This window comes from Chitinivorax sp. PXF-14 (assembly GCF_040812015.1).
Classification (GTDB): domain Bacteria; phylum Pseudomonadota; class Gammaproteobacteria; order Burkholderiales; family SCOH01; genus JBFNXJ01.
Genome location: NZ_JBFNXJ010000010.1, coordinates 40,233 through 66,600, shown reverse-complemented (window position 1 = coordinate 66,600; position 26,368 = coordinate 40,233). Strand labels below are relative to the sequence as shown.

General features: G+C 64.6%; 24 protein-coding genes. 17 read left to right on the top strand and 7 right to left on the bottom strand.

From position 1 onward, the window contains the following. Positions 1–27 precede the first annotated feature (27 nt). Positions 28–1,848: a phosphogluconate dehydratase gene (gene edd, locus ABWL39_RS13090; RefSeq protein WP_367791742.1), complete on the bottom strand. Its 1,821-nt coding sequence runs from the start codon at positions 1,846–1,848 to the stop codon at positions 28–30. Positions 1,849–2,196: 348 nt separating this feature from the next. On the opposite strand from edd, the gene zwf reads away from it, so the two are divergent. The 5 genes from zwf (at position 2,197) to pgi (ending at position 8,066) form a co-directional block, all read left to right on the top strand. Next, positions 2,197–3,630, top strand: coding sequence for a glucose-6-phosphate dehydrogenase (zwf, locus tag ABWL39_RS13085; RefSeq protein WP_367791739.1), 1,434 nt, complete (start codon positions 2,197–2,199; stop codon positions 3,628–3,630). 2 nt (positions 3,631–3,632) lie between these two features. Beyond that, complete coding sequence (gene pgl / locus ABWL39_RS13080; RefSeq protein ID WP_367792064.1) at positions 3,633–4,322, top strand: 6-phosphogluconolactonase; 690 nt, start codon at positions 3,633–3,635, stop codon at positions 4,320–4,322. Further along, positions 4,303–5,280: a glucokinase gene (locus ABWL39_RS13075; RefSeq protein WP_367791736.1), complete on the top strand. Its 978-nt coding sequence runs from the start codon at positions 4,303–4,305 to the stop codon at positions 5,278–5,280. Before pgl ends, ABWL39_RS13075 begins: the two co-directional genes overlap by 20 nt. 118 nt (positions 5,281–5,398) lie before the next feature. Then, a complete protein-coding gene (gene hexR, locus ABWL39_RS13070) occupies positions 5,399–6,241 on the top strand; it encodes a transcriptional regulator HexR (protein WP_367791733.1) in 843 nt (280 codons plus the stop codon). Between the two features lie 178 nt (positions 6,242–6,419). Then, positions 6,420–8,066: a glucose-6-phosphate isomerase gene (pgi, locus tag ABWL39_RS13065; RefSeq protein WP_367791730.1), complete on the top strand. Its 1,647-nt coding sequence runs from the start codon at positions 6,420–6,422 to the stop codon at positions 8,064–8,066. 378 nt (positions 8,067–8,444) lie between these two features. On the opposite strand, the gene ABWL39_RS13060 is transcribed toward pgi, so the two are convergent. The 3 genes from ABWL39_RS13060 to ABWL39_RS13050 form a co-directional block, all read right to left on the bottom strand. Then, entirely contained in the window at positions 8,445–9,458 is a 1,014-nt protein-coding gene (locus ABWL39_RS13060; protein ID WP_367791728.1) for an acyltransferase family protein, read from the bottom strand. A 164-nt stretch (positions 9,459–9,622) separates the two neighbouring features. Then, positions 9,623–11,692 carry a prolyl oligopeptidase family protein gene (locus ABWL39_RS13055; RefSeq protein WP_367791725.1) on the bottom strand — a complete coding sequence of 690 codons (2,070 nt, stop codon included), beginning with the start codon at positions 11,690–11,692 and terminating at the stop codon, positions 9,623–9,625. Beyond that, positions 11,689–12,291, bottom strand: coding sequence for a GNAT family N-acetyltransferase (locus tag ABWL39_RS13050; protein WP_367791722.1), 603 nt, complete (start codon positions 12,289–12,291; stop codon positions 11,689–11,691). Before ABWL39_RS13050 ends, ABWL39_RS13055 begins: the two co-directional genes overlap by 4 nt. A 304-nt stretch (positions 12,292–12,595) precedes the next feature. Here ABWL39_RS13050 and ABWL39_RS13045 point away from each other — a divergent pair, with 304 nt between their 5' ends. From ABWL39_RS13045 to ABWL39_RS13030, 4 genes are read left to right on the top strand one after another with little or no spacing between them, the layout of a single operon-like run. Further along, on the top strand, positions 12,596–13,732 hold the full coding sequence (locus ABWL39_RS13045; protein ID WP_367791719.1) for a homoserine O-acetyltransferase: 1,137 nt from the start codon (positions 12,596–12,598) through the stop codon (positions 13,730–13,732). Further along, the gene (metW, locus tag ABWL39_RS13040) at positions 13,729–14,328 is read left to right on the top strand and encodes a methionine biosynthesis protein MetW (protein ID WP_367791716.1); all 600 of its coding nucleotides are present in this window, start codon (positions 13,729–13,731) and stop codon (positions 14,326–14,328) included. The genes ABWL39_RS13045 and metW overlap by 4 nt, the downstream gene beginning before the upstream one ends. After that, positions 14,325–15,011, top strand: a complete 687-nt coding sequence (locus ABWL39_RS13035; protein WP_367791713.1) for an NAD(P)H-binding protein — start codon at positions 14,325–14,327, stop codon at positions 15,009–15,011. Before metW ends, ABWL39_RS13035 begins: the two co-directional genes overlap by 4 nt. Next, positions 15,008–15,895: a Rossmann-like and DUF2520 domain-containing protein gene (locus ABWL39_RS13030; RefSeq protein ID WP_367791710.1), complete on the top strand. Its 888-nt coding sequence runs from the start codon at positions 15,008–15,010 to the stop codon at positions 15,893–15,895. Before ABWL39_RS13035 ends, ABWL39_RS13030 begins: the two co-directional genes overlap by 4 nt. 49 nt (positions 15,896–15,944) lie before the next feature. Here the strand turns inward: ABWL39_RS13030 and ABWL39_RS13025 are convergent, their stop codons facing one another. Next, on the bottom strand, positions 15,945–16,244 hold the full coding sequence (locus ABWL39_RS13025; RefSeq protein WP_367791708.1) for an STAS domain-containing protein: 300 nt from the start codon (positions 16,242–16,244) through the stop codon (positions 15,945–15,947). 104 nt (positions 16,245–16,348) lie between these two features. Between ABWL39_RS13025 and ABWL39_RS13020 the strand changes: the two genes are divergently transcribed. From ABWL39_RS13020 to ahpF, 3 genes are all read left to right on the top strand, one after another. Beyond that, entirely contained in the window at positions 16,349–17,620 is a 1,272-nt protein-coding gene (locus ABWL39_RS13020) for an AmpG family muropeptide MFS transporter (protein WP_367791705.1), read from the top strand. Positions 17,621–17,779: 159 nt separating this feature from the next. Continuing rightward, positions 17,780–18,346, top strand: coding sequence for an alkyl hydroperoxide reductase subunit C (gene ahpC / locus ABWL39_RS13015; RefSeq protein ID WP_367791703.1), 567 nt, complete (start codon positions 17,780–17,782; stop codon positions 18,344–18,346). Between the two features lie 106 nt (positions 18,347–18,452). Beyond that, positions 18,453–20,015: an alkyl hydroperoxide reductase subunit F gene (gene ahpF / locus ABWL39_RS13010; RefSeq protein ID WP_367791700.1), complete on the top strand. Its 1,563-nt coding sequence runs from the start codon at positions 18,453–18,455 to the stop codon at positions 20,013–20,015. A 51-nt stretch (positions 20,016–20,066) separates the two neighbouring features. Here ahpF and ABWL39_RS13005 read toward each other — a convergent pair whose 3' ends face one another. Continuing rightward, positions 20,067–20,840, bottom strand: coding sequence for an exodeoxyribonuclease III (locus ABWL39_RS13005; protein WP_367791697.1), 774 nt, complete (start codon positions 20,838–20,840; stop codon positions 20,067–20,069). A gap of 102 nt (positions 20,841–20,942) precedes the next feature. Between ABWL39_RS13005 and pyrE the strand changes: the two genes are divergently transcribed. From pyrE to ABWL39_RS12980, 5 genes are all read left to right on the top strand, one after another. Further along, entirely contained in the window at positions 20,943–21,584 is a 642-nt protein-coding gene (pyrE, locus tag ABWL39_RS13000; protein WP_367791694.1) for an orotate phosphoribosyltransferase, read from the top strand. Then, the gene (locus ABWL39_RS12995; protein WP_367791691.1) at positions 21,584–22,183 is read left to right on the top strand and encodes a DUF4124 domain-containing protein; all 600 of its coding nucleotides are present in this window, start codon (positions 21,584–21,586) and stop codon (positions 22,181–22,183) included. Before pyrE ends, ABWL39_RS12995 begins: the two co-directional genes overlap by 1 nt. Before the next feature lie 65 nt (positions 22,184–22,248). Beyond that, entirely contained in the window at positions 22,249–22,812 is a 564-nt protein-coding gene (locus ABWL39_RS12990) for a lysophospholipid acyltransferase family protein (RefSeq protein WP_367791688.1), read from the top strand. 149 nt (positions 22,813–22,961) lie between these two features. Beyond that, a complete protein-coding gene (locus ABWL39_RS12985) occupies positions 22,962–23,411 on the top strand; it encodes a DUF4442 domain-containing protein (RefSeq protein ID WP_367791685.1) in 450 nt (149 codons plus the stop codon). Positions 23,412–23,441: 30 nt separating this feature from the next. After that, positions 23,442–24,164, top strand: coding sequence for a J domain-containing protein (locus ABWL39_RS12980; protein WP_367791682.1), 723 nt, complete (start codon positions 23,442–23,444; stop codon positions 24,162–24,164). 65 nt (positions 24,165–24,229) lie between these two features. Here ABWL39_RS12980 and parE read toward each other — a convergent pair whose 3' ends face one another. Next, positions 24,230–26,200 (bottom strand): DNA topoisomerase IV subunit B, encoded by a 1,971-nt coding sequence (gene parE / locus ABWL39_RS12975; RefSeq protein WP_367791679.1) that lies wholly within the window; start codon positions 26,198–26,200, stop codon positions 24,230–24,232. Between the last annotated feature and the right edge of the window lie 168 nt (positions 26,201–26,368).

The following is a 26,368-nucleotide window of genomic DNA, read 5'->3' as shown; positions in this document are numbered from 1 at the left end:
ACTTGATAATTCGTGCGCAGCCGCGCGTTAGCGGTCCATGCCGAAGCTCATGGCGCCGTGCTCGGCGCCGGTGGCAAGATGGCGGAAGGCACCGAACAGTTCGCGCCCCATGCCGAATTCGTTGCCGCCCAGGTCGGCCGTGACGCCTTCGCGGGCCTGCCATTCCGCCTCGTCGACTTCGACGCGCAGCACGCCGGTTTCGGCATCGAGCAGGATCATGTCGCCGCTCTGCACGCGGCCGAGCGGGCCGCCCACCAGCACTTCCGGGGTGATGTGGATGGCCGCGGGCACCTTGCCCGAGGCGCCGGACATGCGGCCATCGGTCACCAGCGCGACCTTGAAGCCCTTGTCTTGCAGGTTGGCGAGCGTCGGCGTGAGCTTGTGCAGTTCCGGCATGCCGTTGGCGCGCGGGCCCTGGAAGCGGATCACGGCGACGAAGTCCTTTTCGAGCTCGCCACGCTTGTAGGCGGCGATCAGCTCGTCCTGGCCGTCGAACACTACGGCCGGCGCGCGTACCACACGGTTCTCGGGCTTGACGGCGGAAACCTTGATCACCGAGCGCCCCAGGTTGCCGGACAACAGGCGCAGGCCGCCATCGGGCGAGAATGCATCGCTGGCCGGACGCAGCACGTCGCGGTCGAGGCTCGCGGCCGGCGCATCGAGCCAGGCAAGCTCGCCCTCGATCAGGCGGGGCTCCTGCGTGTAGCGGCGCAGCCCATGCCCCATCACGGTCTCGACGTCTTCATGGAGCAAGCCGGCATCGAGCAACTCGCGGACCAGGAAACCCATGCCGCCGGCGGCGTGGAAATGGTTCACGTCGGCCTTGCCGTTCGGATAGATGCGCGCCAGCAGCGGCACCACGGCCGAGAGCTCGTCGAAATCGGTCCAGTCGATGACGATGCCGGCTGTCCGGGCGATCGCGATCAGGTGAATGGTGTGGTTGGTCGATCCGCCGGTCGCCAGCAGGCCGACGATGGCGTTGACGATGGCCTTTTCGTTGACGATGGCGGCCACCGGCACATAGCTGTCGCCGAGCGCGGTCAGCTTGGCGCCGCGATGCGCGGCTTCACGGGTCAGCGCTTCGCGCAGCGGGGTATTCGGGGTGACAAAGGCGGCGCCGGGCAGGTGCAGGCCCATCACCTCCATCATCATCTGGTTCGAGTTGGCGGTGCCGTAGAAGGTACAGGTGCCGGGGCCGTGGTAGGCCTTGGATTCGGCCTCGAGCAGGTCTTCGCGCGACAGCTGGCCGGCCGCGTGCAGCTGGCGGATGCGCGCCTTCTCGTCGTTCGACAGGCCCGAGGTCATCGGCCCGGCCGGCACGAACACGGCAGGCAGGTGGCCGAAGGCCAGCGCGCCGATCAGCAGGCCCGGCACGATCTTGTCGCACACGCCGAGGTAGAGCGCGGCATCGAACATATTGTGAGACAGCGCCACGGCCGTCGCCATCGCAATCACGTCGCGCGAGAACAGCGACAGCTCCATGCCCGGCTGCCCCTGGGTGACGCCGTCGCACATCGCCGGCACGCCGCCGGCGAACTGGGCGGTGACGCCGGCTTCGCGCGCGGCTTCCTTGATCCAGGCGGGGAACGCTTCCAGCGGCTGATGCGCGGACAGCATGTCGTTGTAGGCGGAGACGATGCCCAGGTTGGCGCGGCGTACTTCGCGCAACATGATCTTGTCGCCCGACGGGGCGGCAGCAAAGCCGTGCGCCAGGTTGGTGCACGACAGATGGCCGCGCAGTGGCCCGGCACGGCCAGCGGCCTCGACACGCCGCAGATAGTCCGCGCGCAGACTGGCGCTGCGGGCCTGGATGCGTGCGGTGATTTCGGCAACTCTCGGGTTCAACATGCGCGATTGTCCTGCTATTCGTTTATTTCACCAGGCTTACAGCCCGCTCCAACACATAGTAGTTTTGCTACAAACTAAATGCAAGCTCTATTTTTACTTTTGTTACAAATCCACGCCTTCTTCCGGATAGCAATTTTGTACTATATTGATTTATCTTGATTTTATTTTTCGCACTTCATGCCGGCATGTATCAATACTACGAAATTTAGAGCACTACCTTTGCTTTTTGCGTATTTTCGGTAGTAATATTACAGCATCAATGACTACGGGATTACGGGCCCCCACATGCCCCGCCGCCCGCCGCTGACATCGAAAGGATTGGCTGTGACAGCGCAACTGAGTTTCGACATGGTTTTATTCGGGGGTACCGGGGATCTGGTCATGCGCAAGCTGCTGCCAGCGCTGTATCACCAGCATCGCGACGGACAGATGGCCGACGACGCCCGCATCGTCGGCGTGGCACGCACCGATGTGACGCGCGAGGAATATGTGGCGACGGCCGAGAAGCACTGCGCCGAATATCTCGGCGCCGATTTCGACCAGAAGGTGTGGGCCGGCTTCGCCCGGCGCCTGGCCTACCAGCGCGTGGATGCCCAAAACGCGGCCCATTTCGCCGATCTGGCGCGCCTGCTAGACGAGCACGCCGGCCGCGTGCGCGTCTATTACCTGTCCACCGCGCCCAGCCTGTTCACGATCACCTGCGAGAACCTGTCCAACGCCGGGCTGGTCACGCCGAATTCGCGCGTGGTGCTCGAAAAGCCGCTCGGCCACGACCTCGAATCGTCGCAGCAGATCAACGACGCGGTCGGCAAGTATTTCGGCGAACAGCAGATCTACCGTATCGATCATTATCTCGGCAAGGAAGCGGTGCAGAACCTGCTGGCGCTGCGCTTCGGCAATGCGCTGTTCGAGCCGCTGTGGCGCCGCGAATGGGTGCGCGACGTGCAGATCACCGTGGCCGAGCAGCTCGGCGTCGAGGCGCGCGGCGAGTTCTACGACAAGACCGGCGCGCTGCGCGACATGGTGCAGAACCACCTGCTGCAACTGCTCTGCATCGTGGCCATGGAGCCGCCGTCGAGCATCGATTCCAACGCGGTGCGCGACGAGAAGCTCAAGGTGCTGCGCGCGCTCAAGCCGTTCACGCCCAACGACGTCGCCACCAAGACCGTGCGCGGCCAATACCGCGCCGGCGCCTCGGGTGGCCAGCCGGTGCCGGGCTATCTCGACGAGAAAGGTATCCCGGCCAGCAGCGGCACCGAAACCTTCGTCGCCATCAAGGCCGAGATCGATACCTGGCGCTGGGCCGGCGTACCGTTCTTCCTGCGCACCGGCAAGCGCATGCAGGAGAAGCTGGCGGAAATCGTCATCAACTTCCGCGACGTGCCGCACTCGATCTTCGGCCTGCCCGCAGGCCAGGGTCTGAACCGGCTGGTGATCCGCATGCAGCCCGAAGAATCGATGAAGCTCTACCTGCTGGCCAAGCAACCGGGCGATGCGATGAACCTGGGCCAGGTCAATCTCAACCTCGATTTCGAAGAGAGCTTCAAGACACGCCGTCTCGAAGCCTACGAGCGGCTGCTGATGGATGCCGTGCGCGGCCGGCTCACGCTGTTCGTCCGCCGCGACGAGCAGGAGGCCGCCTGGCGCTGGGTCGAGCCCATCATCGAGGCCTGGGAGCAAAGCACCGACAAGCCCAAGACCTATACCGCCGGCACCTGGGGCCCGGCCGCATCGAGCGCGCTGCTGTCGCGTGACGGCCTGTCCTGGCACGAGGAAGCATGAACATGCTGACCGAACACCTGTTCGACCAGCCGGCCGAACTCGACACCGCGCTGGCCTCGCGCATCGCCACCCTCATCCGCGACGCCGTCGCGCTACGCGGTCAGGCCAGCCTGGCCTTGTCCGGCGGGCGCACGCCACAGGGCTTCTTCAAGGCGCTGGCGGCATTGCCGCTGCCGTGGGAGTCGGTATGGATCACGCTGGTCGACGACCGCTGGGTCCCCAACGACCATGCCGACAGCAATGAGCGGCTGGTGCGCGCCGGCCTGTTGCAGGGCCCGGTCGCGGCGGCGCACTTCATCCCGATGGTGAACGCCGCGGCCACGCCCGAGGCCGGCCTCGCCGAGGCCCGCGCCGCGCTGGCGGCACTGCCGCAGCCGTTCGACGCCATCGTGCTCGGCATGGGCGACGACGGCCACACGGCCTCGCTATTCCCCGGCGCCGACGAGCTGGCCCATGGCCTGAGCTCGACCGAGCTCGTCTGCGCGGTCAACCCTAAGCACGCGCCGCACGCTCGCATCTCGCTGACCGCCCCGACGATACTCGCCGCCCGCCATCTGTTCCTGCATATCACTGGCGACAACAAACGCAAGGTACTGGCGGAAGCCCGTACCGGCGGCGCGGTCGAGGCCATGCCGATCCGCGCCACGATTCAACAAGACAAGGTCCCGCTCAATGTCTACTGGTCAGCCTGACGCCACCTACCCGCGCCTGCTCGGCGACATCGGTGGCACCAATGCCCGCTTCGCGCTGCAGCTCGTGCCCGGCGACACGTTCGAGCACGTGCGCACGCTGCCCTGCGCCGATTACCCGTCGCCCTACGAGGCGATCGAGGCCTATCTCGCGCAGAACGAGCTGCCGCGCCCCCGCTGGGCGGCGTTCGGCATCGCCAACCCGATCACCGGCGACTTCGTGAAGATGACCAACCATCACTGGTCATTCTCGATCGAGGCGCTGCGCACCAGGCTGGGCCTGGAGAAACTGCAGGTCATCAATGATTTCACCGCGCTGGCGCTGTCGCTGCCGGTGCTGTCGAAGGAAGACCTGGTGCAGGTCGGCGGCGGCCTCGCGGTCGAGCGCGCACCGCTGGCGCTGCTCGGCGCCGGCACCGGCCTCGGCGTGTCGGGCATGATCCCCTATCCGGGCGGCTACACGCCGCTCGAAGGCGAGGGCGGCCATGTCACCATGGCGGCGTTCAACGACCGCGAGGCGGCGATCCTGTCCATCATCCGCCGCGATTTCCCGCACGTGTCGGCCGAGCGCGTGCTGTCCGGCGTCGGCCTGCCGACGCTGTACCGAGCGATCGCGACCCTGCACGATGTCGTTGCGGAGGCGCTGACACCGGCGCAGATCACCGAGAAGGCGATCGCCGGCAGCTGCGCCATCTCCGGCGAGACGCTGGCCACCTTCTGCGCGATGCTCGGCACGGTTGCGGCAGACCTGGCGCTGACACTCGGCGCGCGCGGCGGCGTCTACATCGGCGGCGGCATCGTGCCCAAGCTCGGCGACTACTTCACGAGCTCACCGTTCCGTACCCGTTTCGAACAGAAGGGCCGCTTCGAGGCCTATCTGCGCGGCATTCCGACCTATGTCATCCAGGCCCGCTACCCCGCGCTGAGCGGCGCCGGGCGGGCACTGGCGGCACTCGGCTGAGTGCCGGTCAGGCGCCCGGCCGCAAGGCATCACCGCAACGTAAACCGGAACCAGGACTTTCCGAGTCCACAAGACAAGATTAAGCTCCGCAACCGCTTTCACCCACAAAGGCGATTAGATGCTGAACAAGATTCAGGAAGTGCTGGACAGCCTGTCCAAGTCAGAACGGAAGGTGGCTGATCTGGTGCTCGCGCAACCCAATATGGTTGCGAGCGCGCCGATCGCCACCATCGCCGAGCAGGCGGGCGTCAGCCAGCCGACCGTGATCCGCTTTTGCCGCAGCCTGGACTGCAACGGCCTGCAGGATTTCAAGCTGCGGCTGACCAAGAGCCTAGTGTCCGGCGTGCCCTATGTGCACCAGTCGGTGACCTCGGCCGACAGCCCGCACGACCTGATCGCCAAGGTTTTCGACAACAGCGTATCGAGCCTGCTGCGCGCGCGCAACGAGATGAACCCCGACTCGCTGCAGCAGGCGATCGGCATCCTCGCGAGCGCAAACAAGATCGAGTTCTACGGCCTCGGCAACTCCGGCATCATCGCGGCCGACGCGCAGCACAAGTTCTTCCGCCTGGGTGTGCCGACCGTGTCGTACTCCGACCCGCACATCCACGGCATGGCAGCGACGATGCTGCAGCCGGGCGACGCGGTGGTGGCGATCTCCAACACCGGCCGTACGGCGGACCTGATCCGCAGCGTGCAGATCGCGCGCGAGGTGGGCGCCAAGGTGGTCGGCATCACGCGTTCCAACGCGCCGCTGGCGCAGTACTGCAATGTCTCGCTGTATGCCGATACGCCGGAGGACCCGGACGTCTACACGCCGATGGTGGCGCGTATCGTGCATCTCACCATCATCGATGCGCTGGCCGTCGGGGTGTCGCTGCGGCGCGGCCCGGAGCTGATCCGCCAGCTCGAACAGGTGAAGCGCATCCTCAAGGAAAAACGGGTGCGCGGCTACGAATAGCCGCCGCCGGGCCGGCTCCGCCCGATGTGGCCTGCAACCGGCGCGACGCGGCACAGACTCGCGCGCCCGGCCAAGCGCGGTACAGAAGAATGGGTGACAGAAAGCCGCTCGCTCGGGCCGAGGCCGCATTGCGCCCGGCGTGAGCGATTCGACCTTGTGAACGATTTAGGAAGTGACCATGTCAAGCCTGACCCAATCCCCCGCCTGGCAAGCGCTGCAGGCCCATTTCGAGCAGACCCGGGCGCTGCACCTGCGCGAGCTGTTCCAGCACGACCCCGGCCGCGCCGAGCGCATGTCGATCGAAGTCTGCGACATCCTGCTCGACTACTCGAAAAACCGCGTCACCGATCAAACGCTCAAGCTGCTGATCAACCTCGCCAAGCAGGAAAACGTGCCGCAGCGCATCGCCGCGATGTTCTCGGGCGAGAAGATCAACGCCACCGAGAACCGTGCCGTGCTGCACACCGCGCTGCGCAACCGCGCCAACACGCCGGTGTATGTCGACGGCGAGGATGTGATGCCGGGCGTCAATGCCGTGCTGGCGCGCATCGGCCATTTCTGTGACCGCGTGCGCACCGGCGAGTGGCTAGGCTACACCGGCCAGCCGATCACCGACATCGTCAACATCGGCATCGGCGGCTCGGACCTGGGCCCGCTGATGGTGTGCGAGGCACTCAAGCCCTTCGGCCACCCGCGCCTCAACATGCACTTCGTGTCGAACGTGGACGGCGCGCAGATCGCCGACGTGCTGCGACGCTGCCACACGGCGACCACGCTGTTCGTGATCGAGTCGAAGACCTTCACCACCTCCGAGACGCTGACCAACGCGCACAGCGCGCGCAACTGGTTCCTGCGCTCGTCGCGCGACGAATCGGCGATTCCCAAGCATTTCGTGGCGGTGTCGACCAATACCAAGGCCGTGGCCGAGTTCGGCATCGACATCAACAATATGTTCGAATTCTGGAACTGGGTGGGCGGCCGCTATTCGCTGTGGTCGGCCATCGGCCTGCCAATCGCGCTCTATCTCGGCAAGGAACATTTCGGCCACCTCCTGAGCGGCGCGCACATGATGGACCAGCACTTCCGCAATGCGCCGCTGGAGCGGAACATGCCCGTCATCCTGGCGCTGCTCGGCATCTGGTACACCAATTTCTACGGTGCCGCGTCGCAGGTGATCGCCCCCTACAACCAGTCGCTGCACCGGCTGCCGGCCTATATGCAGCAGCTGGAGATGGAGTCGAACGGCAAATCGGTGCGGCTCGATGGCACGCGCGTCGATTACCAGACCAGCGGCGTGATCTGGGGCGAAACCGGCATCAATGGCCAGCACGCCTACTTCCAGATGCTGCACCAGGGCACGCGCATCACGCCGATCGACTTCATCGCCTCGATCGAGAACCCGAGCACGCTGCCCGACCACCACCAGATCCTGCTCGCCAACTTCTTCGCGCAGGCCGAGGCCTTCATGCGCGGCAAGACCGAGGCCGAAGTGCGCACCGAGCTGCTGGCGCAGGGCATCGAGGGCGACAAAGCCGAGAAACTGCTGCCGCACAAGATCTTCGAGGGCAACCGCCCGTCCAACACGCTGCTGCTGCATCACCTCGACCCGCAGACGGTGGGTGCGCTGATCGCGTTGTACGAGCACAAGATCTTCACCCAGGGCGTGATCTGGGGCATCAACAGCTTCGACCAGTGGGGTGTCGAGCTGGGCAAGCAGCTCGCGCAGACGATCCAGAAGGAACTTATGACCCCGCTACCTGCCCAACAGCACGATAGTTCGACCAACAGGTTGATCAACTATTTCAAGCAGCGAGCGAAGTCCTGACCCGGACTGCCCGACAGACAGCAGGCAACACGCGGCTGTCAGCAGGCGATAGGGTATTTCACGGCGGATGAGGGTGCGGACTCCTCATCCGCCTTTTTGTTTAGAACAGCTGAGATTTGCCACAGGCAAATCCAGCTAGTTCTTATCTGGGGCAAGCCGCAGGTTTGACCCAGGTGGACGGCTGAGATTTGCCGCAGGCAAGCCCAGCTGGTTCTTATCTGAGACAAACCGCAGGTTTGGCACAGGCGGACAGCTGAGACGTGCCCCCGGCCAATCCAGTGAGCGCTTACCCGGTGCAAGCCACAGACTTGGCCCCCACAAGCGCCCAAGCCGCGGCCATGGCCAATCTGCCGCCCACCGAGCCGCCACCTCAGCCGCTCAGCGCGCGGCTCCCTCCAGCAGCACCAGCGCGGCGGGCTTGCCCCAGCGCCGGTTGAGCAACTCGCGCAGCGGATTTTCGAACAGGTAGAACGATGCCGCACCGGCCAGCACCGCGAGCGGCAGGCCGAGCCAGGCCGGCAGGTGGCTGTGGTAGAACGGCTGCTGCCACAGGTAGACCGAGAACGACACCAGCCCCATCCAGCGCAGGCCGCGCAGCCTCAGCACGGTGCGAACCCAGGCTGGAGCCTGTGGCAGCAGGTTGAAACCGAGCGCGATCAGGCCGATGCCGACGGTATGGCTCGCCAGCGCCGGTACCGACCACCAGTGCAGCACAATGCCGGCACCAATCGCCAGCGGCCCGGCCAGTGCCGGCAGGCGCGGCAACTGCCCACGCGCCGCGAGCAGCGTAAACAGCGCCGAGACGAGAATCGAGAACGACGCGCATTCCGAGCGGATGTACACCTCGATGTCACGCCAGCCCAGGCCCTTGGCATAGCACACCATGAAGCCGACATTGAGCACCAGCAACCCGGCCAGATAGCGAACCGGGTTCGTCTGCCGTGGCCGCACCGCCAGTGCCACCAGTGACAGCAGGATGTAGCTGTGCTCCTCGACACACAGCGACCACAGGTGGCCGATCGGCAGGCCACTGTCGGCATAGCCATGCACCGGCATGTAGTTGTAGACGAAGCCGAAGGCCGCCGCGATATCCCAATAATGGGCGGGGTTGGCATGCGGCAGGTAGAGCGCCAGCACGATGGCGAGAAACAGGTAACTGGCCGGGAAGATGCGCGCGATGCGCCGCCGGTAGAACAGGCCAAGCGGCATCTGCTGCAGGAACAGGATGCGCGCCATCAGGTGGCCGGACAGCACGAAGAACAGGTTGACCCCGACCGAGCCCAGGTTGATGCCCGGCACAGGCAGGAAATGGCCGACCAGCAGTGTACAGATGGCCAGCCCGCGCCAGCCGTCAAGGTAGTCGATACGTTGCTGGGGAGAGGAGGGCTGCACGATGGAGCTCCGAAAAGACAGCCACATGATCACCCAAAAGACAGCACATCTTCCAGCACTACGTCATTCAATATATTATTCTGATACGTGAATATTCTTACAGAAGAATAAGTTACGTTCCTTCACAGCTAGCGTAGACTGTGCAGCCACGGCCCCTGCGGCGCTCAGCGCAGCTCGTTGAGCAGGAAGGTATAGGTGAGTGCGGACATCTTTGCCTGCTGCTCGTTGTTGGCCGCGCCGGCATGCCCGCCTTCGGTGTTCTCGAAGTACAGCACGTCGTGGCCCTGCGCCTGCATGCGCGCCACCATCTTGCGCGCGTGGGCCGGGTGCACGCGGTCGTCTCGCGTCGAGGTCACGAACAGCGTGCGCGGGTATTTCACCCCAGGCTTGACGTTGTGATATGGCGAGTAGGCCGACAGGAAAGCCCATTCCTCGGGCTTGTCCGGGTCGCCGTATTCGCCCATCCACGAGGCCCCGGCGAGCAGCTTGTGATAGCGCTGCATGTCGAGCAGCGGCACCTGGCACACCACCGCACGGAACAGCTCGGGCCGCTGCACCATGACGGCGCCGACCAGCAGGCCGCCATTGCTGCCGCCCATGATGCCGAGGTGGGCGGGGCTCGTCAGCTTGCTCGCGATGAGGTCCTCGCCGACCGCGATAAAATCGTCGAACGCGTGCTGGCGCGCCGCTTTCAGCGCCGCCTGATGCCAAGCGGGGCCAAACTCGCCGCCACCGCGGATATTCGCCAGCACATAGACGCCGCCCTGCGCCAGCCAGCCATTGCCGATTGCGCCGCTGTAGCTCGGCTGCATCGAGATCTCGAAGCCACCATAGCCGTAGAGCAGCGTCGGGTTGCGGCCATCGAGCCGGGTATCCTTGTGCATCACGACGAAGTAGGGCACCCGCGTGCCGTCGCGCGACGTCGCCTCATGCTGCTCGACGCGGATCGCCGAGGCATCGAAGAAGGGCGGCAGCTGCTTCAGCAGCTCGCGCTCGTCGCGCCCGGCATGGCCCAGGTAGAGCGAGGTCGGCGTGGTGAAATCGGTCAGCGTGACGAAATAGTCGTCGGACTCGACCGGGTCGACCGCACTGATGCCGATGGTGCCGAATGCCGGCAGGTCGACCGCCCGGCGCTGCCATCGTCCGTCCTGGCGCGTCAGCTCGTAGACGCGGTTGCGCACATTGTCGAGCTCGTTGATCAGCACGTGGGAACGGGTGACGGCAAAACCATCGAGCGACTTGCGCGGCCCCGGCGTGTACAGCAGCTCGAAATCGCGCTCACCTTGCAGGTAGCGCGCGAAATCCATGGCGATCAGCGCACCCTGCGGGTAGGCCTTGCCACCGGCCTGCCAGTCCGAGCGCAGCTCGAGCAGGATCTGGTCACGCACAGCGTAGACCTTGGCATCGTCGGGTTTGTCTATCTTGTGCAGCCGGCCCTGGCCATCGCGCAGATAGCTCTCGTCGCTGTAGAAGCTCATCGCGCGGATGACGAATTCACGCTCGAAGCCCGGCGTGAAATCCTTGGCCGCCTGCACGGCCATGTCTTCCGGCTGGCCGTCGTATACCGTCTTGGCCTCGTCCAGCGTGGTGCTCCGCGGCCATAGCCGCACGCTGCGCGGATAGCCGCTGCGGGTCAGGCTGCCGGGGCCGAAGTCGGTCGCCACGAAGACGTGGTCGCGGTCGATCCAGCTCGCCTCGCCCTTGGCCTCGGGCAGGTAGAAGCCGCCCTCGACAAACGCCTTGGCAACCGTGTCGAATTCGCGCGTCACCTGGGCATCGGCCCCGCCGCGCGACAACGCGATCAAGCAGCGCTCCCCCACCGGCGGCAGGCATTTCACGCCATGCCACACCCAGTTTTCCTGCTCGGCATGGGCCAGCGCGTCGAGATCGAGCATGGTCTCCCATGCGGGCTCCGGCTTGCGGTATTCGTCCAGGCTGGTTCGGCGCCAGATGCCGCGCGGATGGGCCGCGTCGCGCCACAGATTGTAGAAATGCCCGCCGATCTTCTGCACGTAGGGAATGCGTGCGTTGGAGTTGAAGATCGCCAGCAGCCTGTCGTACAGCGGCTGGTAGCCCGGCCGCTGTGTCAGCTCGCCGAGCGTGGCGGCATTGTTGGCCTCCACCCACTTGAGAGCCGGTGCCGCCGTTACCTGTTCGAGCCACAGATAGGGGTCATCCGCCGCATGCAGCGTGCCGGCCACGCAAGCGGCGCCCATCAAGCCGATCCGCTTCACGCCATGGCCTTGGCGCGGGGGCGCAGCACCTTGGCACTCCAGGCCCCCGCTGCCGCCATCTCGGGCAAGGCGACTACTGTTGTTGCCGGCAGCCCATGCCAGTGGGCGCTGAGCCGGCCCCAGCGTAGCGTCGGGAACTGGCCCGGCGGCGCCTGGTGGTAGGCAAAATGGCGGTACAGACGCCACACCTCGAATTCACCGTCACAGCCGGTACGAAAGAAACCGAGCGCGCGGGCCACCTTGAGCGAGCGCGCGTTGTCGGGTTTGATGCGGGCAGCAAAACAGCCCTTGAGCCGCTCCACGATCGTCCATGCCATCGCTTCGGACAAGCCCTGCCCACGTCTGGCCGGGTCGATGTACCATTGCAGCTCCCATTCGCGCACCGACAGCTCGGCGCGCACCATGCCTACATCGGCACCGTCACAGGTGAACTTGTAGATGTGAATCGATGGGTCCTGCAACTGCAGCGCAAGGTCGCGGGCATGGTGCTCGCGCAGCGACGGCGACAGCAGCGACATGCCGGCGGCGTCCTGCCACCACTGCAGCAATACCGGCAAGTCGTCGAGCGTAACTAAAGCGTGACTCAGCGCTGTCTTCACAGCACCTCCTTCTGCATCCCCAATTCTGACCTGGTGCGTATGGCGTTGTGGTCGGGCCGCACCAATACGGGCCGCCTGCCTGATGTTGAGCAAGCGATTGTTTTATTTATTTGAAGCACGATGGTATCCCGTTTTTTTTCGCCCCGCCAGATTATGACAAGTGCGTAATGTAACCCGTGCCAGTTCTGCATCCCGCCCAAAATCCGCTGCCCGGCTAGCGCTCCGCCCGCTCACCCACACGGCGCGCCAGGAATCGCTATATAATCCGCCGATTGAGGTTTACACCCGGCTTCACACGTCGCTCATGCCAGAACCCCAGTCCGTCGGACTCGTTTCCGCCCAAATCGCCCATTTCGACCAGCCGCTCACCTTGATGAGCGGCGCGACGCTGGCGTCCTACGATCTCGTCTACGAGACCTACGGCCGCCTCAACGCCGACCGGAGCAATGCGGTACTGATCTGCCACGCGCTGTCGGGCAACCACCATGTGGCCGGCCGCTACACCGTCAACGACAAGGCGCCGGGCTGGTGGGACAACATGATCGGCCCAGGCAAGCCGATCGACACCGACAAGTTCTTCGTCGTCGGCGTCAACAATCTCGGCGGCTGCCACGGCTCGACCGGCCCATCGACCCTCGATCCAGCTACAGGCAAACCCTGGGGCTCAAAGTTCCCACTCGTGCTGGTCGCCGATTGGGTCAACACCCAGGCCAGGCTCGCCGACAAGCTCGGCATCGAGCAATGGGCCGCCGTCGTCGGCGGCTCGCTCGGCGGCATGCAGGCGCTGCGCTGGACCATCAGCTTTCCGGAGCGCATCCGCCACGCGCTGGTGATCGCCTCGGCGCCCAAGCTCACGGCACAGAACATCGCCTTCAACGATGTGGCGCGCCAGGCCATCCTGACCGATCCCGATTTCCACGGCGGCGACTACTACGAGCACGGTATCGTGCCCAAGCGCGGCCTGCGGCTTGCACGCATGCTTGGCCACATCACCTATCTGTCGGACGACGGCATGGGCGAGAAATTCGGCCGCATGCTACGCTCGGGCGAGTACAAATACGGCTTCGACGTCGAATTCGAGATCGAGTCCTACCTGCGTTACCAGGGCGACCGCTTCTCCGGCCATTTCGACGCCAACACCTACCTGATCATGACCAAGGCGCTCGACTATTTCGACCCCGCCCGCCATTTTGGGCATGACCTGTCGCGCGCGCTGTCGGTGGCCAAGGCCAAGTTCCTTGTCGCCGCCTTCGACAGCGACTGGCGCTTCTCGCCGGCGCGCTCGAAGGAGATCGTCAAGGCACTGCTCGATGCGAAGAAGCATGTGAGCTACGCCGAGATCGAATCGACGCACGGCCACGATGCCTTCCTCATGGAGGACCCGGCCTACCACAAGCTGATGTATGCCTACATGGCCCGCGTGGCGCAGGAGTTCGCATGAGAAGGCACGCCCCCATGTTGCGCCCCGACCTGCTGCGCATCGCCGACTGGATTCAGGCCGAAAAACGTGTGCTCGACCTGGGCTGCGGCGATGGCTCGCTGCTTGCTTGGCTGCATGATAACAAGCAGGTGCACGGCTATGGCGTCGAGATCGACGTCGAGAACGTGGTGGCCTGTGTCGAGAAGGGCATCGACGTGATCCAGAGCGACCTCGACTCCGGCCTCTCGGCGTTCGAGTCGGATTCCTTCGATTTCGTCGTGCTGTCGCTCACGCTGCAGTCGATGCGCCATGTCGAGCGTGTGGTCGACGAAATGCTGCGCGTCGGCCGCGAAGCGATCGTCACCTTCCCCAATTTCGGCTACTGGCGCAACCGCCTGCAGATCTTCGGCGGCCACATGCCGGTATCGGAAACCATCCCTTACCAGTGGTACAACACGCCGAACATCCACCTGTGCACGATCCGCGACTTCGAGTTCTTCTGCGAGGCGCGCGGCATCCACCTGCTTGACCGTGCGGTGCTGCACGAGGGGCAGGAGGTCGACATCCTGCCCAATGTATTCGGCAGCCTCGCCATCTACCGTATTCGCCGCGCGTGACCGATTCGCTCCCTGACGGCTGCCATGCCCTGATCGTCGGCGCCAGCGGCCTGACCGGCAGTGCGCTGCTGCGCCTGCTGCTCGATGCCCCGCATGTGGCGCGCGTCACCGCGCTGGTGCGGCGGCGCCTGCCCATCGACCATGCCAAGCTCGAGCAGGTCGAGCTCGATTTCGCCGAGCTGGAACAGCGGCGCGAGCTGATCCGCGCCGACATCGTCTACTGCTGCCTCGGCACCACGATACGCAAGGCCGGCAGCGAGGCGCGCTTCAAGACGGTGGACTACTTCTACCCATTGACGCTCGCCATGCTGGCTAAGATGAACGGCGTGCCGAGCTTCGCCGCCATCTCGTCGCTCGGCGCCAATGCCGACTCACCCACTTTCTATCTGAAGACCAAGGGCCAGCTCGAAAACGCGCTCAAGGCGCTAGCCTTCGATCAGCTGCTGTTGGTGCGCCCGTCGCTGCTGACGGGCGAACGCCAAGAGTTCCGCCTGGCCGAACGCCTGAGCCTGGCCGCCGGACGGCTCGTGTCGCCGCTGCTGTTGGGCTGGCTGCGCCGCTACCAGCCGATCGCCGCCGAGGTCGTGGCGTGGAACCTGCTGCAGGCGACGCGTGACGTGGGCCACGGCACCAACATCATCGAATCCGAACAACTCGCGGCACGTTACGCCAGCCGCAGATGACCACGCTCAACGTCATCGGCGCCGGCCGCGCAGGCCGGGTGATCGCCAGGCGGCTGCACGATGCCGGCTGCTGTGACATCCTCGCCGTATGCAACCGCAGCCTCGACAGCGCGCAGGCAGCGGTCGATTGGATCGGCCATGGCCTGGCGGTCAGCGAACTGTCCCGACTACCGCGTGCGCAAGCCTGGCTGATCGCCGCGCCAGACGACGAGATCGAAGCCGTTGCCGCCCGGCTGGCCGATCTGGGTGCGCTCGACGCGGGTCAGCTCGCCTTCCACCTGTCCGGCGCCAAGCCGGCCACGGCGCTTGTCGCGCTGGCGCAGCAAGGCGTGCAGACAGCCAGCCTGCATCCGCTGCAGAGTTTTGCCGCGCCCGGGCTGAGCCATGCCGGGTTTACCGGCACCTACTGCGCGCTCGAAGGCGATCAGGCGGCAGTCGATCGGCTGCGCCCGTGGGTCGAGGCCATCGGCGGGCACGCCTTTACCGTCGCGAGCGCGGACAAGGCGCTGTACCACGCCGCCGCCGTGCTGGCCTGCAACGACCTGGTCGCGCTGCTCGAAACCAGCCTGCGCTGTTTCGAGCAGGCCGGGCTCGCGCGCCCGCAAGCCATCGAGGCATTGCAACCGCTGCTGCGCGGCACGCTCGACAACGTCTCGCGGCTCGGCACGGTGCAGGCCCTCACCGGTCCGGTGGCTCGCGGCGACGCCGGCGTCGTGGCGCACCATCAGGCCGCCATCGCGGCGCGCCTGCCGGCGGTGTTGCCGACCTACCGGGCGCTGGGGTGGGTCGCGCTCGAACTGGCCACCGCCCGCGGCCAATTGCCGGCCGAGCGGCTGGCCGCATTGCGCGACACACTCGCCGACGGCCCGCCAAGCCGATCCTGAAAAACAAACAGCCGCCCTGCGGCGGCTGTCTTCGTTCTGCCCACGTCGTTCAACTCATCATGAACAACTGGTGGAAGTTGGCTATCTCGAGCACCTGGCGCACCGTACCCTTGGTGTGCGACAACACGATAGGCTTGCCGCCGAGCCGCTCGCGCAGCAGCAGCAACATGCCCAGAGCCGAGCTGTCGAGGTATTCGACGCCACCCAGGTCAATTTCCATTTCCTTGAACCCGCCCTCGTCGAGGATGGGCGTGTACTGGCTCTTGAACTCACGGTAGGCATCGAAGGTGAAGCTACCCGAGAGGACGAACCTGACCTTGTCCTCGCTACGTTCCGTTCTAATATCCACCGTGCCCCCTTCATTCGTTCGACTAGTGCCTTTGATTATAGTCACTCGGCTGCATGACGGGCGGATTTCGGGTAAGGTAGCGCGTCGCTTTTTCGCCCGCCACGATGACCCAGCCCCAGCCCCAGCCCGAGAGCCTGCGCCAGGCCCTGCTCAACCGCCGCATGCTGACCTGCGTGTTCACCGGCTTCAGCTCCGGCCTGCCGCTTTACCTGTTGCTGCAGCTGGTGCCGGCGTGGCTCCGTAGCGAACATGTCGACCTCAAGGCCATCGGGCTGTTCGCGCTAATCCAGCTGCCCTACACCTGGAAGTTCCTGTGGTCGCCGCTGATGGATCGCTTCACGCTGCCCTGGCTCGGCCGCCGGCGCGGCTGGATGCTGCTGTCGCAACTGCTGCTGGCGGGCTCGATCCCGCTGTTCGGCCTGTATCAGCCGCAGCTCGATCTGTGGCATATCGCCTACCTGTGCGTCGCCGTCGCCTTCTTCTCGGCCTCGCAGGACATCGTGCTCGACGCCTACCGCCGCGAGATCCTGCCCGATGCCGAGCTGGGCCTCGGCAACTCGGTCTACATCAATGCCTACCGCATCGCCGGCCTGGTACCGGGCTCGCTGTCACTGATCCTCGCCGACCACCTGCCATGGAGCAGCGTGTTCGCAGTCACCTCCCTGTTCATGCTGCCCGGCATCCTGATGACGCTGCTGGTGAGCGAGCCCAGGCTGATCGGCGCGCCGCCCAAGACGCTGCGCGAGGCCGTGGTCGAGCCCTTCCACGAGTTCATGACGCGCCACGGCTGGCGCCACGCCGCGCTGATCCTGGCCTTCCTGGTGCTGTACAAGCTCGGCGACAGCATGGCCACGGCGCTTGCCACGCCATTCTATCTCGACATGGGCTTCAGCAAGACCGACATCGGCCTTGTCGCCAAGCACGCCGGGCTGTGGCCGAGCGTGATCGGCGCGCTGCTCGGCGGCATCTGGATGGTCAAGCTCGGCATCAACCGGGCGCTGTGGCTGTTCGGCGTGGTGCAGGTGGTGTCCATTCTCGGCTTCGCCTGGCTATCGTCGCAAGGCCATTTCGCCGCGATCGGCGCCACCGAGCGCGGCATGCTCGCGGTGGTGATCAGCTTCGAAGCGCTCGGCGTAGGCCTCGGCACCGCTGCCTTCACCGGCTTCATCGCCAAGACCACCAACCCGCTCTACACCGCCACCCAGTTTGCGCTGTTCACCAGCCTCGCCTCGCTGCCGCGCACCGTAGTCAACGCCTCGACCGGCCTGCTGGTCGAGCAGCTGGGCTGGCTCGGCTTCTTCCTGCTGTGCACGGTGCTGGCGCTGCCCGGCATGGCGCTGCTGTTCAAGGTTGCGCCCTGGCGCGACGAAGACTGAAGGAATAAGCCTCACCCGAGGCGGCGCAGTCCAGCCGCCTCTTTATACAACTTGTTAATAGTTAATTTCTATCAATTTTATTTGATCATTTAATTTTACGAATAACCCGCCTGCTCCTAAGATTCGCTCACACCCTTCGTTCAACCAAGGAGCAAGCAGATGTCTTCCCTCATCAATTCCACGATCAAACCATTCAAGGCCACCGCTTACCACGAAGGCAAGTTCGTCCCGGTCACCGACGAAAACCTGAAGGGCAAGTGGTCCGTCGTGTTCTTCTACCCGGCCGACTTCACCTTCGTCTGCCCGACCGAACTCGGCGACCTGGCCGATGAATACGAGCAGTTCAAGAAGCTGGGCGTGGAAATCTACTCGGTCTCGACCGACACCCACTTCACCCACAAGGCGTGGCACGACACTTCGGACACGATCAAGAAGATCAACTACCCGATGATCGGCGACCCGACCGGCACCATCACCCGCAATTTCGACGTGATGATCGAGGAAGAAGGCCTGGCGCTGCGCGGCACCTTCGTGATCAATCCGGAAGGCCAGATCAAGGTTGCCGAAATCCACGACCTGGGCATCGGCCGCGACGCCAAGGAACTGCTGCGCAAGGTACAGGCAGCGCAGTACGTCGCCTCGCACCCGGGCGAAGTCTGCCCCGCCAAGTGGACGCCGGGTGCCGAAACGCTGGCGCCGTCGCTCGACCTGGTCGGCAAGATTTAAACCCCGCCACGGGAGCCCAGGCGGGCTCCCGGGATGTCAGCGCAAAGGCGTCTCCACGCGATGCCACAGACGCCTTTCCATTGAGATTCATTGCAAGGAACCCGCCATGCTCGATACCGCGATCAAGACCCAACTCAAGGCCTATCTCGAAAAACTGCAACGCCCGATCGAACTCGTCGCCTCGCTCGACGGCAGTGCCAAGGCACAGGAAATCCGCAGCCTGCTCGACGACATCGCCACGCTGTCGCCACACGTCAGCATCCGCGAAGATGGCCAGGATACCCGCCGGCCGTCGTTCTCCGTGGGCTTGCCAGGCGAGGCCGCGCGCGTGCATTTCGCCGGCGTGCCGATGGGGCATGAATTCACCTCGCTGGTGCTCGCGCTGCTGCAGGTCGGCGGCCACCCGGCCAAGGTCGAGCCGGCGGTGATCGAGCAGATTTGCGGCCTGTCAGGCCCGTTCGAATTCGAAACCTTCATCTCGCTGTCCTGCCACAACTGCCCGGATGTCGTGCAGGCGCTGAACCTGATGGCCGTGCTGAACCCCAACATCCGTCACACCATGGTCGATGGCGCGGTGTTCCAGGACGAGGTCAACACCCGCCAGATCATGGCCGTGCCCTCGGTCTACCTGAACGGCGAGCCGTTCGGCCAGGGCCGCATGACGCTCGAGGAAATTCTCGCCAAGCTCGACACCGGCGCCGCCGAGCGTGAGGCCGCCCAGTTGGCCGACAAGGCCCCGTTCGACGTGCTGATCGTCGGTGGCGGCCCCGCCGGTGCGGCAGCGGCGATCTACGCCGCACGCAAGGGCATCCGTACCGGCATCGTGGCCGAGCGTTTCGGTGGCCAGGTGATGGACACGCTGGCCATCGAGAACTTCATCTCTGTGAAGGAAACCGAGGGCCCCAAGCTGTCGATGGCGCTGGAACAGCACGTCAAGGAATACGATGTCGACGTGATCAACCTGCAACGCGCCGACGGGCTGGTCGCCGCCAACGGCAACGGCCTGACCGGCGTGAAGCTGGCCAGTGGCGCCACGCTCATGAGCAAGAGCGTGATCATCGCCACCGGCGCGCGCTGGCGTGAGATGAACGTGCCCGGCGAGAAGGAATACCGCGGCCGCGGCGTGGCCTATTGCCCGCACTGCGACGGCCCGCTGTTCAAGGGCAAGCGAGTTGCCGTCGTCGGCGGCGGCAACTCGGGCGTCGAGGCGGCGATCGACCTGGCCGGCATCGTCAGCCATGTCACGCTGCTCGAATTCGATAGCAAGCTGCGCGCCGATGCGGTGCTGCAAAAGAAGCTCGCCAGCCTGCCCAATGTGACCGTGATCACCGAGGCGCAAACGACCGAGGTGAGCGGCGCCGACGGCAAGGTCAACGGCCTGGTCTACCAGGACCGCCAGCGCGGCGAGCGCCACCGTGTCGAGCTCGAAGGCGTGTTCGTGCAGATCGGCCTGCTGCCCAATACCGACTGGCTCAAGGGCACGATCGAGCTGTCGCCACGTGGCGAGATCGAAGTCGATGCGCGCGGCCAGACCTCGCTGCCCGGCGTCTTCGCGGCCGGTGACGCCACCACGGTGCCTTACAAGCAGATCATCATCGCCATGGGCGAAGGCTCGAAGGCTGCGCTTGGGGCGTTTGACCACCTGATCCGCAGCTCGGTCACCGCCTGAAACGGAAACGGGGGCATCCCCCCCCCCGTTTGTGCTGCCCGTGGCGGGTGCTCATGCCGTCCAGTCGTAATCCACGATCAACGGCGCGTGATCCGAGAACTTCTGTTCCTTGTAGATCGATGCAGATTGGGCCGCAGCGCCGATCCCCGGCGTCGTGATGTGGTAGTCGATGCGCCAGCCCACATCCTTGGCATAGGCCTGGCCGCGATTCGACCACCAGGTGTAGCCGGGCGCCTCGGGGTAGAGCCTGCGCCAGGCATCGACCCAGCCCAGCTCGTCGAACACCTTGCCGATCCAGGCGCGCTCTTCGGGCAGAAAGCCGGAATTCTTCAGGTTGCCCTTCCAGTTCTTCAGGTCGATCTCGCGATGGGCGATGTTCCAGTCGCCGCACAGTACGATCTCGCGGCCGCTTTGGGCCAGCTCGGCGAGATGGGGGTAGAAGCGTTCCATGAAGCTGAACTTGATCTGCTGGCGCTCTTCCGAGCTCGACCCGGACGGCAGGTAGAGCGAGACCACGCTGAGCTTTCCGAAATCGACACGCAGGTAGCGGCCCTCGGCATCGATGTCGGCGATGCCGAGCCCCTCGATCACCTGATCCGGCTCGCGCCGGCTGTAGATGCCGACGCCGCTGTAGCCCTTTTTCTCGGCGCAATGAAAGTAGCCATACAGGGCATCGGGACGGCGCATCGCATCGCTCAGGTCGGCATCCTGGGCCTTCAATTCCTGCAGGCAGACGACATCGGCATGCTGTTGCGGCAGCCAGTCGAAAAAGCCCTTGTTAGCGGCGGAACGGATACCGTTGAGATTGGCGGAAATGATGCGCATGGATCGGCCCCAGTGGATTGAATCGCCGCAGTGTAACCCAAATGTAGCGCCGCACATGGCCTGTGCTATGCTTTAGCATTGTCTAATTTTCGATATACAACCATGGACGAATTCCGTACCCAGTTCATCGAATTTGCCATCGAACAGAAGGTATTGCTGTTCGGCGAGTACAAGACCAAGGCCGGTCGACTTTCCCCCTATTTCTTCAATGCCGGGCTGTTCCACGACGGCTTGAGCCTGGCCCGGCTGACGCGTTTCTACGCCGAGGCGATCATCGCATCCGGCATCGAGTTCGATGTGCTGTTCGGACCCGCCTACAAGGGCATCCCACTCGCGTCGGGCACGGCGATCGCGCTCGCCGACAAGGGCCGCAACATCCCCTATGCCTACAACCGCAAGGAAGCCAAGGACCACGGCGAAGGCGGCACGCTGGTCGGTGCGCCGCTCAAGGGCAAGGTATTGATCATCGACGACGTGATCTCGGCCGGCACCTCGGTACGCGAATCGATGGACATGATCTACGCCGCCGGCGCCAGGCCAGCCGGCGTGGTGATCGCGCTGGACCGCATGGAACGCGGCAAGGGCGAGTTGTCCGCGGTACAGGAAGTCGAGCTCGAATACGGCATCCCGGTCATCAGCATCGCCTCGCTCGGCGACCTGCTGGTCTACCTGTCGGGCCACGCCGAGCTCAAGCAGTATGAAGAAGCGGTGGCACGCTATCGCGAGCAATACGGAGTGCAGTGATGAACAAGGCCACCATGCTGCTTGCCGTGGCGTCAGCGCTGTTCGCCGCGACGGCCGGCGCCACCACCTACAAGTGGGTCGACGAACACGGCCGCACACAATATAGCGACAAGCCGCCGATGCCGCAGGACGCCAAGTCGGAGGCGACGGAAATGAATCGCCGCGGCATCGTCACCAAAGATCCGCAGGCGGAAAAAGCCGAGCAGGCCGCGCGCGCCCAGGGGGCGCCCGAGGAGCAGCGCATGCTCGAACAGCGCCGCCGCGACAACGCCTTGCTCAAGACCTACACCAAGCCCGAAGAAGTCGATCTGCTGCGCGACCGCTCGCTCGAAGGTGTCGATGCGGAGATCAAGTCGCACCAGCTGCGCCGCAAGGTGGCGGAGCAGCGCCTGAACGATCGCTACAAGCGCCTTGGCATGTATGAAAAGGCCAAGAAACCGATCCCGCCCGATCTACAGAACGACATCGCGCGCGATCAGGACGAGCTCAAGCGTATCGACGAGCTGGTCAAAGCCAAGGAAAACGAGAAGGTCAACATCCGCATGAAGGCCGAGCAGGACAAGCAGCGTTTCATCGAGCTGCGTGCCGGCAAGAAGTAAGCACCGTACAACCCGCAATAATACAAGGGGCCGGCAATGTACCGGCCCCTGTTTCCACCAAAGACATGCAAACCACTTTTCTTGACACCCCTGTCCTGCGCAGCGTGCTGCACGGGCTGGCCGGCGGCTTTCTCAGGCTATCCGGCTGGCGCCTCGAGGGCGAGCTGCCCACGGCACGCCGCTACGTCGTCATCGTGGCGCCCCACACCAGCAACTGGGATTTCGTCATCGGCCTGGCGCTGGTGTTGCGCTATCGCCTGCGCATCTACTGGATGGGCAAGCACACGCTGTTCGCGTTTCCGTTCGGCCCGGTGATGCGCTGGCTCGGCGGGCTCCCCGTCGACCGCCGCACGTCGGGCGGGCTGGTCGATGCCACGATCGAGGCCTTCCGCAGCCATCCCGAGCTCGCCATCGCCATCGCGCCGGAAGGCACGCGCCGCAAGGGGTCGCAATGGCGTACCGGCTTCTACTGGATCGCGCATGGCGCTGGCGTCCCCATCCTGCCGGGCTATATCGATTACCGCACCAAACGCGCGGGTTTCGGCGCGCCATTCACGACCAGTGGCGACATCGAAAGCGACATGGCCCAGCTGAAGGCCTACTACCACAATATAACCGGCCACCATTGAGCACGAACACCTGGCATGGCCAGGACTGCCGGTGGTGGCGGCATATGGCCTCCCGCTAGACCCGCCCGGCCCAAGGGCTGGGAGTTGACATTCGGCGGCACATCCGCGACCATCGCCAATCAAACGCTTGTTTAAATAAGGTGATGCTGATGTCCCCTCGTCTCATGAAAACCCTGATCAACCTCTGGGGCCCGTTTCTCGGGGCTGGCGTGAAGGTCGAAAAGATCAGTGCGGACTATCGGGAAGTGGTGGTGGCGCTGAAACAGCGCTGGTACAACCGCAACTACGTGGGCACGCATTTCGGCGGCTCGCTGTTCGCGATGACCGATCCGTTCTACATGCTGATGCTGATGCAGCTCTTGGGCCGCGACTATTTCGTGTGGGACAAGTCGGCCAGCATCGAATTCATCTCCCCCGGTCGCGGCACGGTGCGCGCCCACTTCGAGTTGAACGACAATATCCTGAGCGAGATCCGCGAGCAAACGGCGGGCGGCGAGAAATACCTGCCCGAGCTGCCGATCAACATCGTCAACGATGCAGGCGAGCTGGTGGCAAGGGTGACGAAAACCCTGTATATCAAGCGCAAACCGGGCCGTTAAGGCCGCCCATCCATCCACGCGAGAGCCCTGGTGAGCAGCAACAAGACCCTCTATGCGATGCTCGGCATCGAACAGCACGCCACATCAGCCGAGATCGAGGCTGCCTACCAGGCAGTCCAGCACAGCTACGGTGAGACCTTGCCCGGGCCTGACCGGGACCAGAAGCTGGCAGCACTCGACAAGGCCTACGAGCTGCTATCCAACCCGGTCCGGCGCCGGGTCTATGATGCGAGCCTGGCGGCGGGCCAGGCCAGCACGCTCGAACGCGGCATCAACCCCGGCACGCCAGCCCCGACCGGGCTGGGCAAGCTGGCGGAGAGCGGCAACCTGGGCAGCGGGCTGGGCTCGGTCGATATCGGCCGCACCAAGCTCATCCTCAAGCTGGCGGGGCTGATCCTCAGCACCTCGCTGATCGCCGGCTTCTACTACTTTCAGGGGCACCGGCAGCAACACGGTTTCCAGCCGTTTGGCGGCAAGCTGCAGGAAGAGTCGGAAATGGAGCTGCTGAACAAATACACCAACGATGCCAAGGATCCGCTTGCCAGCGACCTGCTGACGTCGCTGGAGGCCGAACGTGACAAGGTGTACGAACTGGAGACCTTGCGCAACGGCGCCGCCGATGCCAAGGAGCGCGGGCAATACACCGAAGCCTTGCTGAAGGTCCAGCAGAACAAGCAGGCGATCAAGCAGCAGCTCAGGCAACGGCTCGGTGAGCTCGGCCAATTGCCAGTCGGGCCGGACAAGGGTCGCTGAAGTCACGCCGGACCAGGCATGGCGCCACAGCTGGCCGCAGCACTCGTGCGGCCGGCCCGGCAAGATCAGATATCGCCCTCAGCCGCATTGCCGTGGCGCTCCAGCCACGCGCGGCGGCTCGATGCTTCGCCCTTGCCCATCAGCATGTTCATGATGCGGCGCGTGTCGGCGGCCACGTCCTCGATGCTGACCTTGAGCGTGCGGCGCGTGTCCGGGCTCATCGTGGTCTCGAACAGCTGTTCCGCATTCATCTCGCCCAGGCCCTTGAAGCGCGAGATCTGCCAGCTGCCCTCGCGCACCTTTTCCAGCCTCAGCTTGTCCTCGATCGCCTCGAGCTCGCCGTTATCGAGCGCGTAATACTTGCGCGGCGGCTTGTTCTTGCCCTGGCCGGGCACGTCGACGCGGTACAGCGGCGGCTGTGCGATATAGATGTGGCCATTCTTGATCAGCTGCGGGAAGTGGCGGTAGAACAAGGTCAACAGCAGCACCTGGATGTGCGAGCCATCGACGTCGGCATCCGACATGATCAGCAGCTTGCCGTAGCGCAGGCCCGAGATGTCGGCGACCTCGTCCACGGTATGCGGGTCCACCCCCAGGGCGACGGCAATATCGTGAATCTCGTTGTTGCCGAACAGCTCGTTCTTGTCGACTTCCCAGCTGTTCAGCACCTTGCCGCGCAAGGGCAGGATGGCCTGGAAATCCTTGTCGCGTCCCTGCTTGGCCGAACCGCCGGCCGAGTCGCCCTCGACCAGGAACAGCTCGGTGCGCGAGGTATCGTCGGAAGTGCAGTCGGTCAGCTTGCCCGGCAACACGGCGACGCCCGACGACTTCTTCTTCACCACCTTCTGCGCTGCGCGCATGCGGCTCTGCGCCTGGCGGATGGCCAGCTCGGCGAGCTTCTTGCCGTATTCGATGTGCTCGTTCAACCACAGCTCGAACGGGTCCTTGAGCATGCTCGATACCAGACGCACCGCGTCGCGGCTCGACAGGCGCTCCTTGGTCTGGCCCTGGAACTGCGGGTCGAGCACCTTGGCCGACAGCACGAAGGACGCCCGTGCGAACACGTCTTCCGGCAGCAGCTTGACGCCCTTGGGCAGCAGGCTGTGCATGTCGACGAAGCTCTTAATCGCGTTGAACACGCCGTCGCGCAGGCCTGTCTCGTGCGTGCCGCCGGACGGCGTCGGGATCAGGTTGACGTAGGATTCACGCGAGATGCCGCCTTCTTCGGTCCAGGTGATCACCCAGGACGCGCCTTCACCCGGCGCGAAGGTTTCGGAATCGCTGCCGGCGTATTTCTCGCCCTTGAACAGCGGCACCGCCAGTTCCTGCTCGGCCAGCATCTCCGACAGGTAGCCGGCGAGGCCGTCAGGGTAGCACCAGCTCTTGGCATCTTCGCTGCCATCGCGCTTCTCGATGGTCAGGCTGACCGTGATGCCGGGCAGCAGCACCGCTTTCGAGCGCAGGATATGTTCGAGTTCGCCCATCGGGATGTTGGGCGAATCGAAATACTTGGCGTCGGGCCAGGCACGCACGAAGGTACCGGTCGCCTTCTTGGCGATTTCCTTGATCTGCGCCAGCGGCTCGACCACGAAGCCGTCGCCGAACACCAGGCGGTTCTCGGCGCCGTCGCGCTTGACCACCACCTCGAGCCGTGTCGACAGCGCGTTGGTCACGCTGACGCCGACGCCGTGCAGGCCGCCGGAGAAGCTGTAGGCGCCGCCATCCTTCTTGTTGAACTTGCCGCCCGCGTGCAGCTGCGTGAACACCACCTCGACCGTCGGCACGCCCATCTCGGGATGGATGCCAACCGGAATGCCGCGCCCATCGTCCGCCACCGAGATCGAGCCATCGCTGTGCACGCGCACATTGATCGCCTTGCAGAAGCCTGCCAGCGCCTCGTCGGCCGCGTTGTCGATGACTTCCTGGATGATGTGGAGCGGGTTTTCGGTGCGGGTATACATGCCGGGCCGGTGCTTGACCGGCTCCAGACCCTTGAGCACCTTGACCGAAGATTCGTCGTATTGCTGGACTGACATGGGGCAGAAAACCTTGGATGACGGGGCGAGCCCGGTGAAAATCGCGTGCAGCATAGCATGGCGCCCGGCCGGGACAAAACCGTCAATTCCGACGTTTCGGGCCTGCCCGCCCACAGCCAGCCCGGCGTGCGTGCCTACCCGCACACGATGGGCCGGCAGCGAACGGAA

What these genes read in the sequence shown, in the direction of transcription:
- edd (WP_367791742.1), bottom strand. Translation starts at nt 1,848, where the DNA reads ATGTTGAACCCGAGAGTTGCCGAAATCACCGCACGCATCCAGGCCCGC.
- zwf (WP_367791739.1), top strand. Translation starts at nt 2,197, where the DNA reads ATGGTTTTATTCGGGGGTACCGGGGATCTGGTCATGCGCAAGCTGCTG.
- pgl (WP_367792064.1), top strand. Translation starts at nt 3,633, where the DNA reads ATGCTGACCGAACACCTGTTCGACCAGCCGGCCGAACTCGACACCGCG.
- ABWL39_RS13075 (WP_367791736.1), top strand. Translation starts at nt 4,303, where the DNA reads ATGTCTACTGGTCAGCCTGACGCCACCTACCCGCGCCTGCTCGGCGAC.
- hexR (WP_367791733.1), top strand. Translation starts at nt 5,399, where the DNA reads ATGCTGAACAAGATTCAGGAAGTGCTGGACAGCCTGTCCAAGTCAGAA.
- pgi (WP_367791730.1), top strand. Translation starts at nt 6,420, where the DNA reads ATGTCAAGCCTGACCCAATCCCCCGCCTGGCAAGCGCTGCAGGCCCAT.
- ABWL39_RS13045 (WP_367791719.1), top strand. Translation starts at nt 12,596, where the DNA reads ATGCCAGAACCCCAGTCCGTCGGACTCGTTTCCGCCCAAATCGCCCAT.
- metW (WP_367791716.1), top strand. Translation starts at nt 13,729, where the DNA reads ATGAGAAGGCACGCCCCCATGTTGCGCCCCGACCTGCTGCGCATCGCC.
- ABWL39_RS13030 (WP_367791710.1), top strand. Translation starts at nt 15,008, where the DNA reads ATGACCACGCTCAACGTCATCGGCGCCGGCCGCGCAGGCCGGGTGATC.
- ABWL39_RS13020 (WP_367791705.1), top strand. Translation starts at nt 16,349, where the DNA reads ATGACCCAGCCCCAGCCCCAGCCCGAGAGCCTGCGCCAGGCCCTGCTC.
- ahpC (WP_367791703.1), top strand. Translation starts at nt 17,780, where the DNA reads ATGTCTTCCCTCATCAATTCCACGATCAAACCATTCAAGGCCACCGCT.
- ahpF (WP_367791700.1), top strand. Translation starts at nt 18,453, where the DNA reads ATGCTCGATACCGCGATCAAGACCCAACTCAAGGCCTATCTCGAAAAA.
- ABWL39_RS13005 (WP_367791697.1), bottom strand. Translation starts at nt 20,840, where the DNA reads ATGCGCATCATTTCCGCCAATCTCAACGGTATCCGTTCCGCCGCTAAC.
- pyrE (WP_367791694.1), top strand. Translation starts at nt 20,943, where the DNA reads ATGGACGAATTCCGTACCCAGTTCATCGAATTTGCCATCGAACAGAAG.
- ABWL39_RS12995 (WP_367791691.1), top strand. Translation starts at nt 21,584, where the DNA reads ATGAACAAGGCCACCATGCTGCTTGCCGTGGCGTCAGCGCTGTTCGCC.
- ABWL39_RS12990 (WP_367791688.1), top strand. Translation starts at nt 22,249, where the DNA reads ATGCAAACCACTTTTCTTGACACCCCTGTCCTGCGCAGCGTGCTGCAC.
- ABWL39_RS12985 (WP_367791685.1), top strand. Translation starts at nt 22,962, where the DNA reads ATGTCCCCTCGTCTCATGAAAACCCTGATCAACCTCTGGGGCCCGTTT.
- parE (WP_367791679.1), bottom strand. Translation starts at nt 26,200, where the DNA reads ATGTCAGTCCAGCAATACGACGAATCTTCGGTCAAGGTGCTCAAGGGT.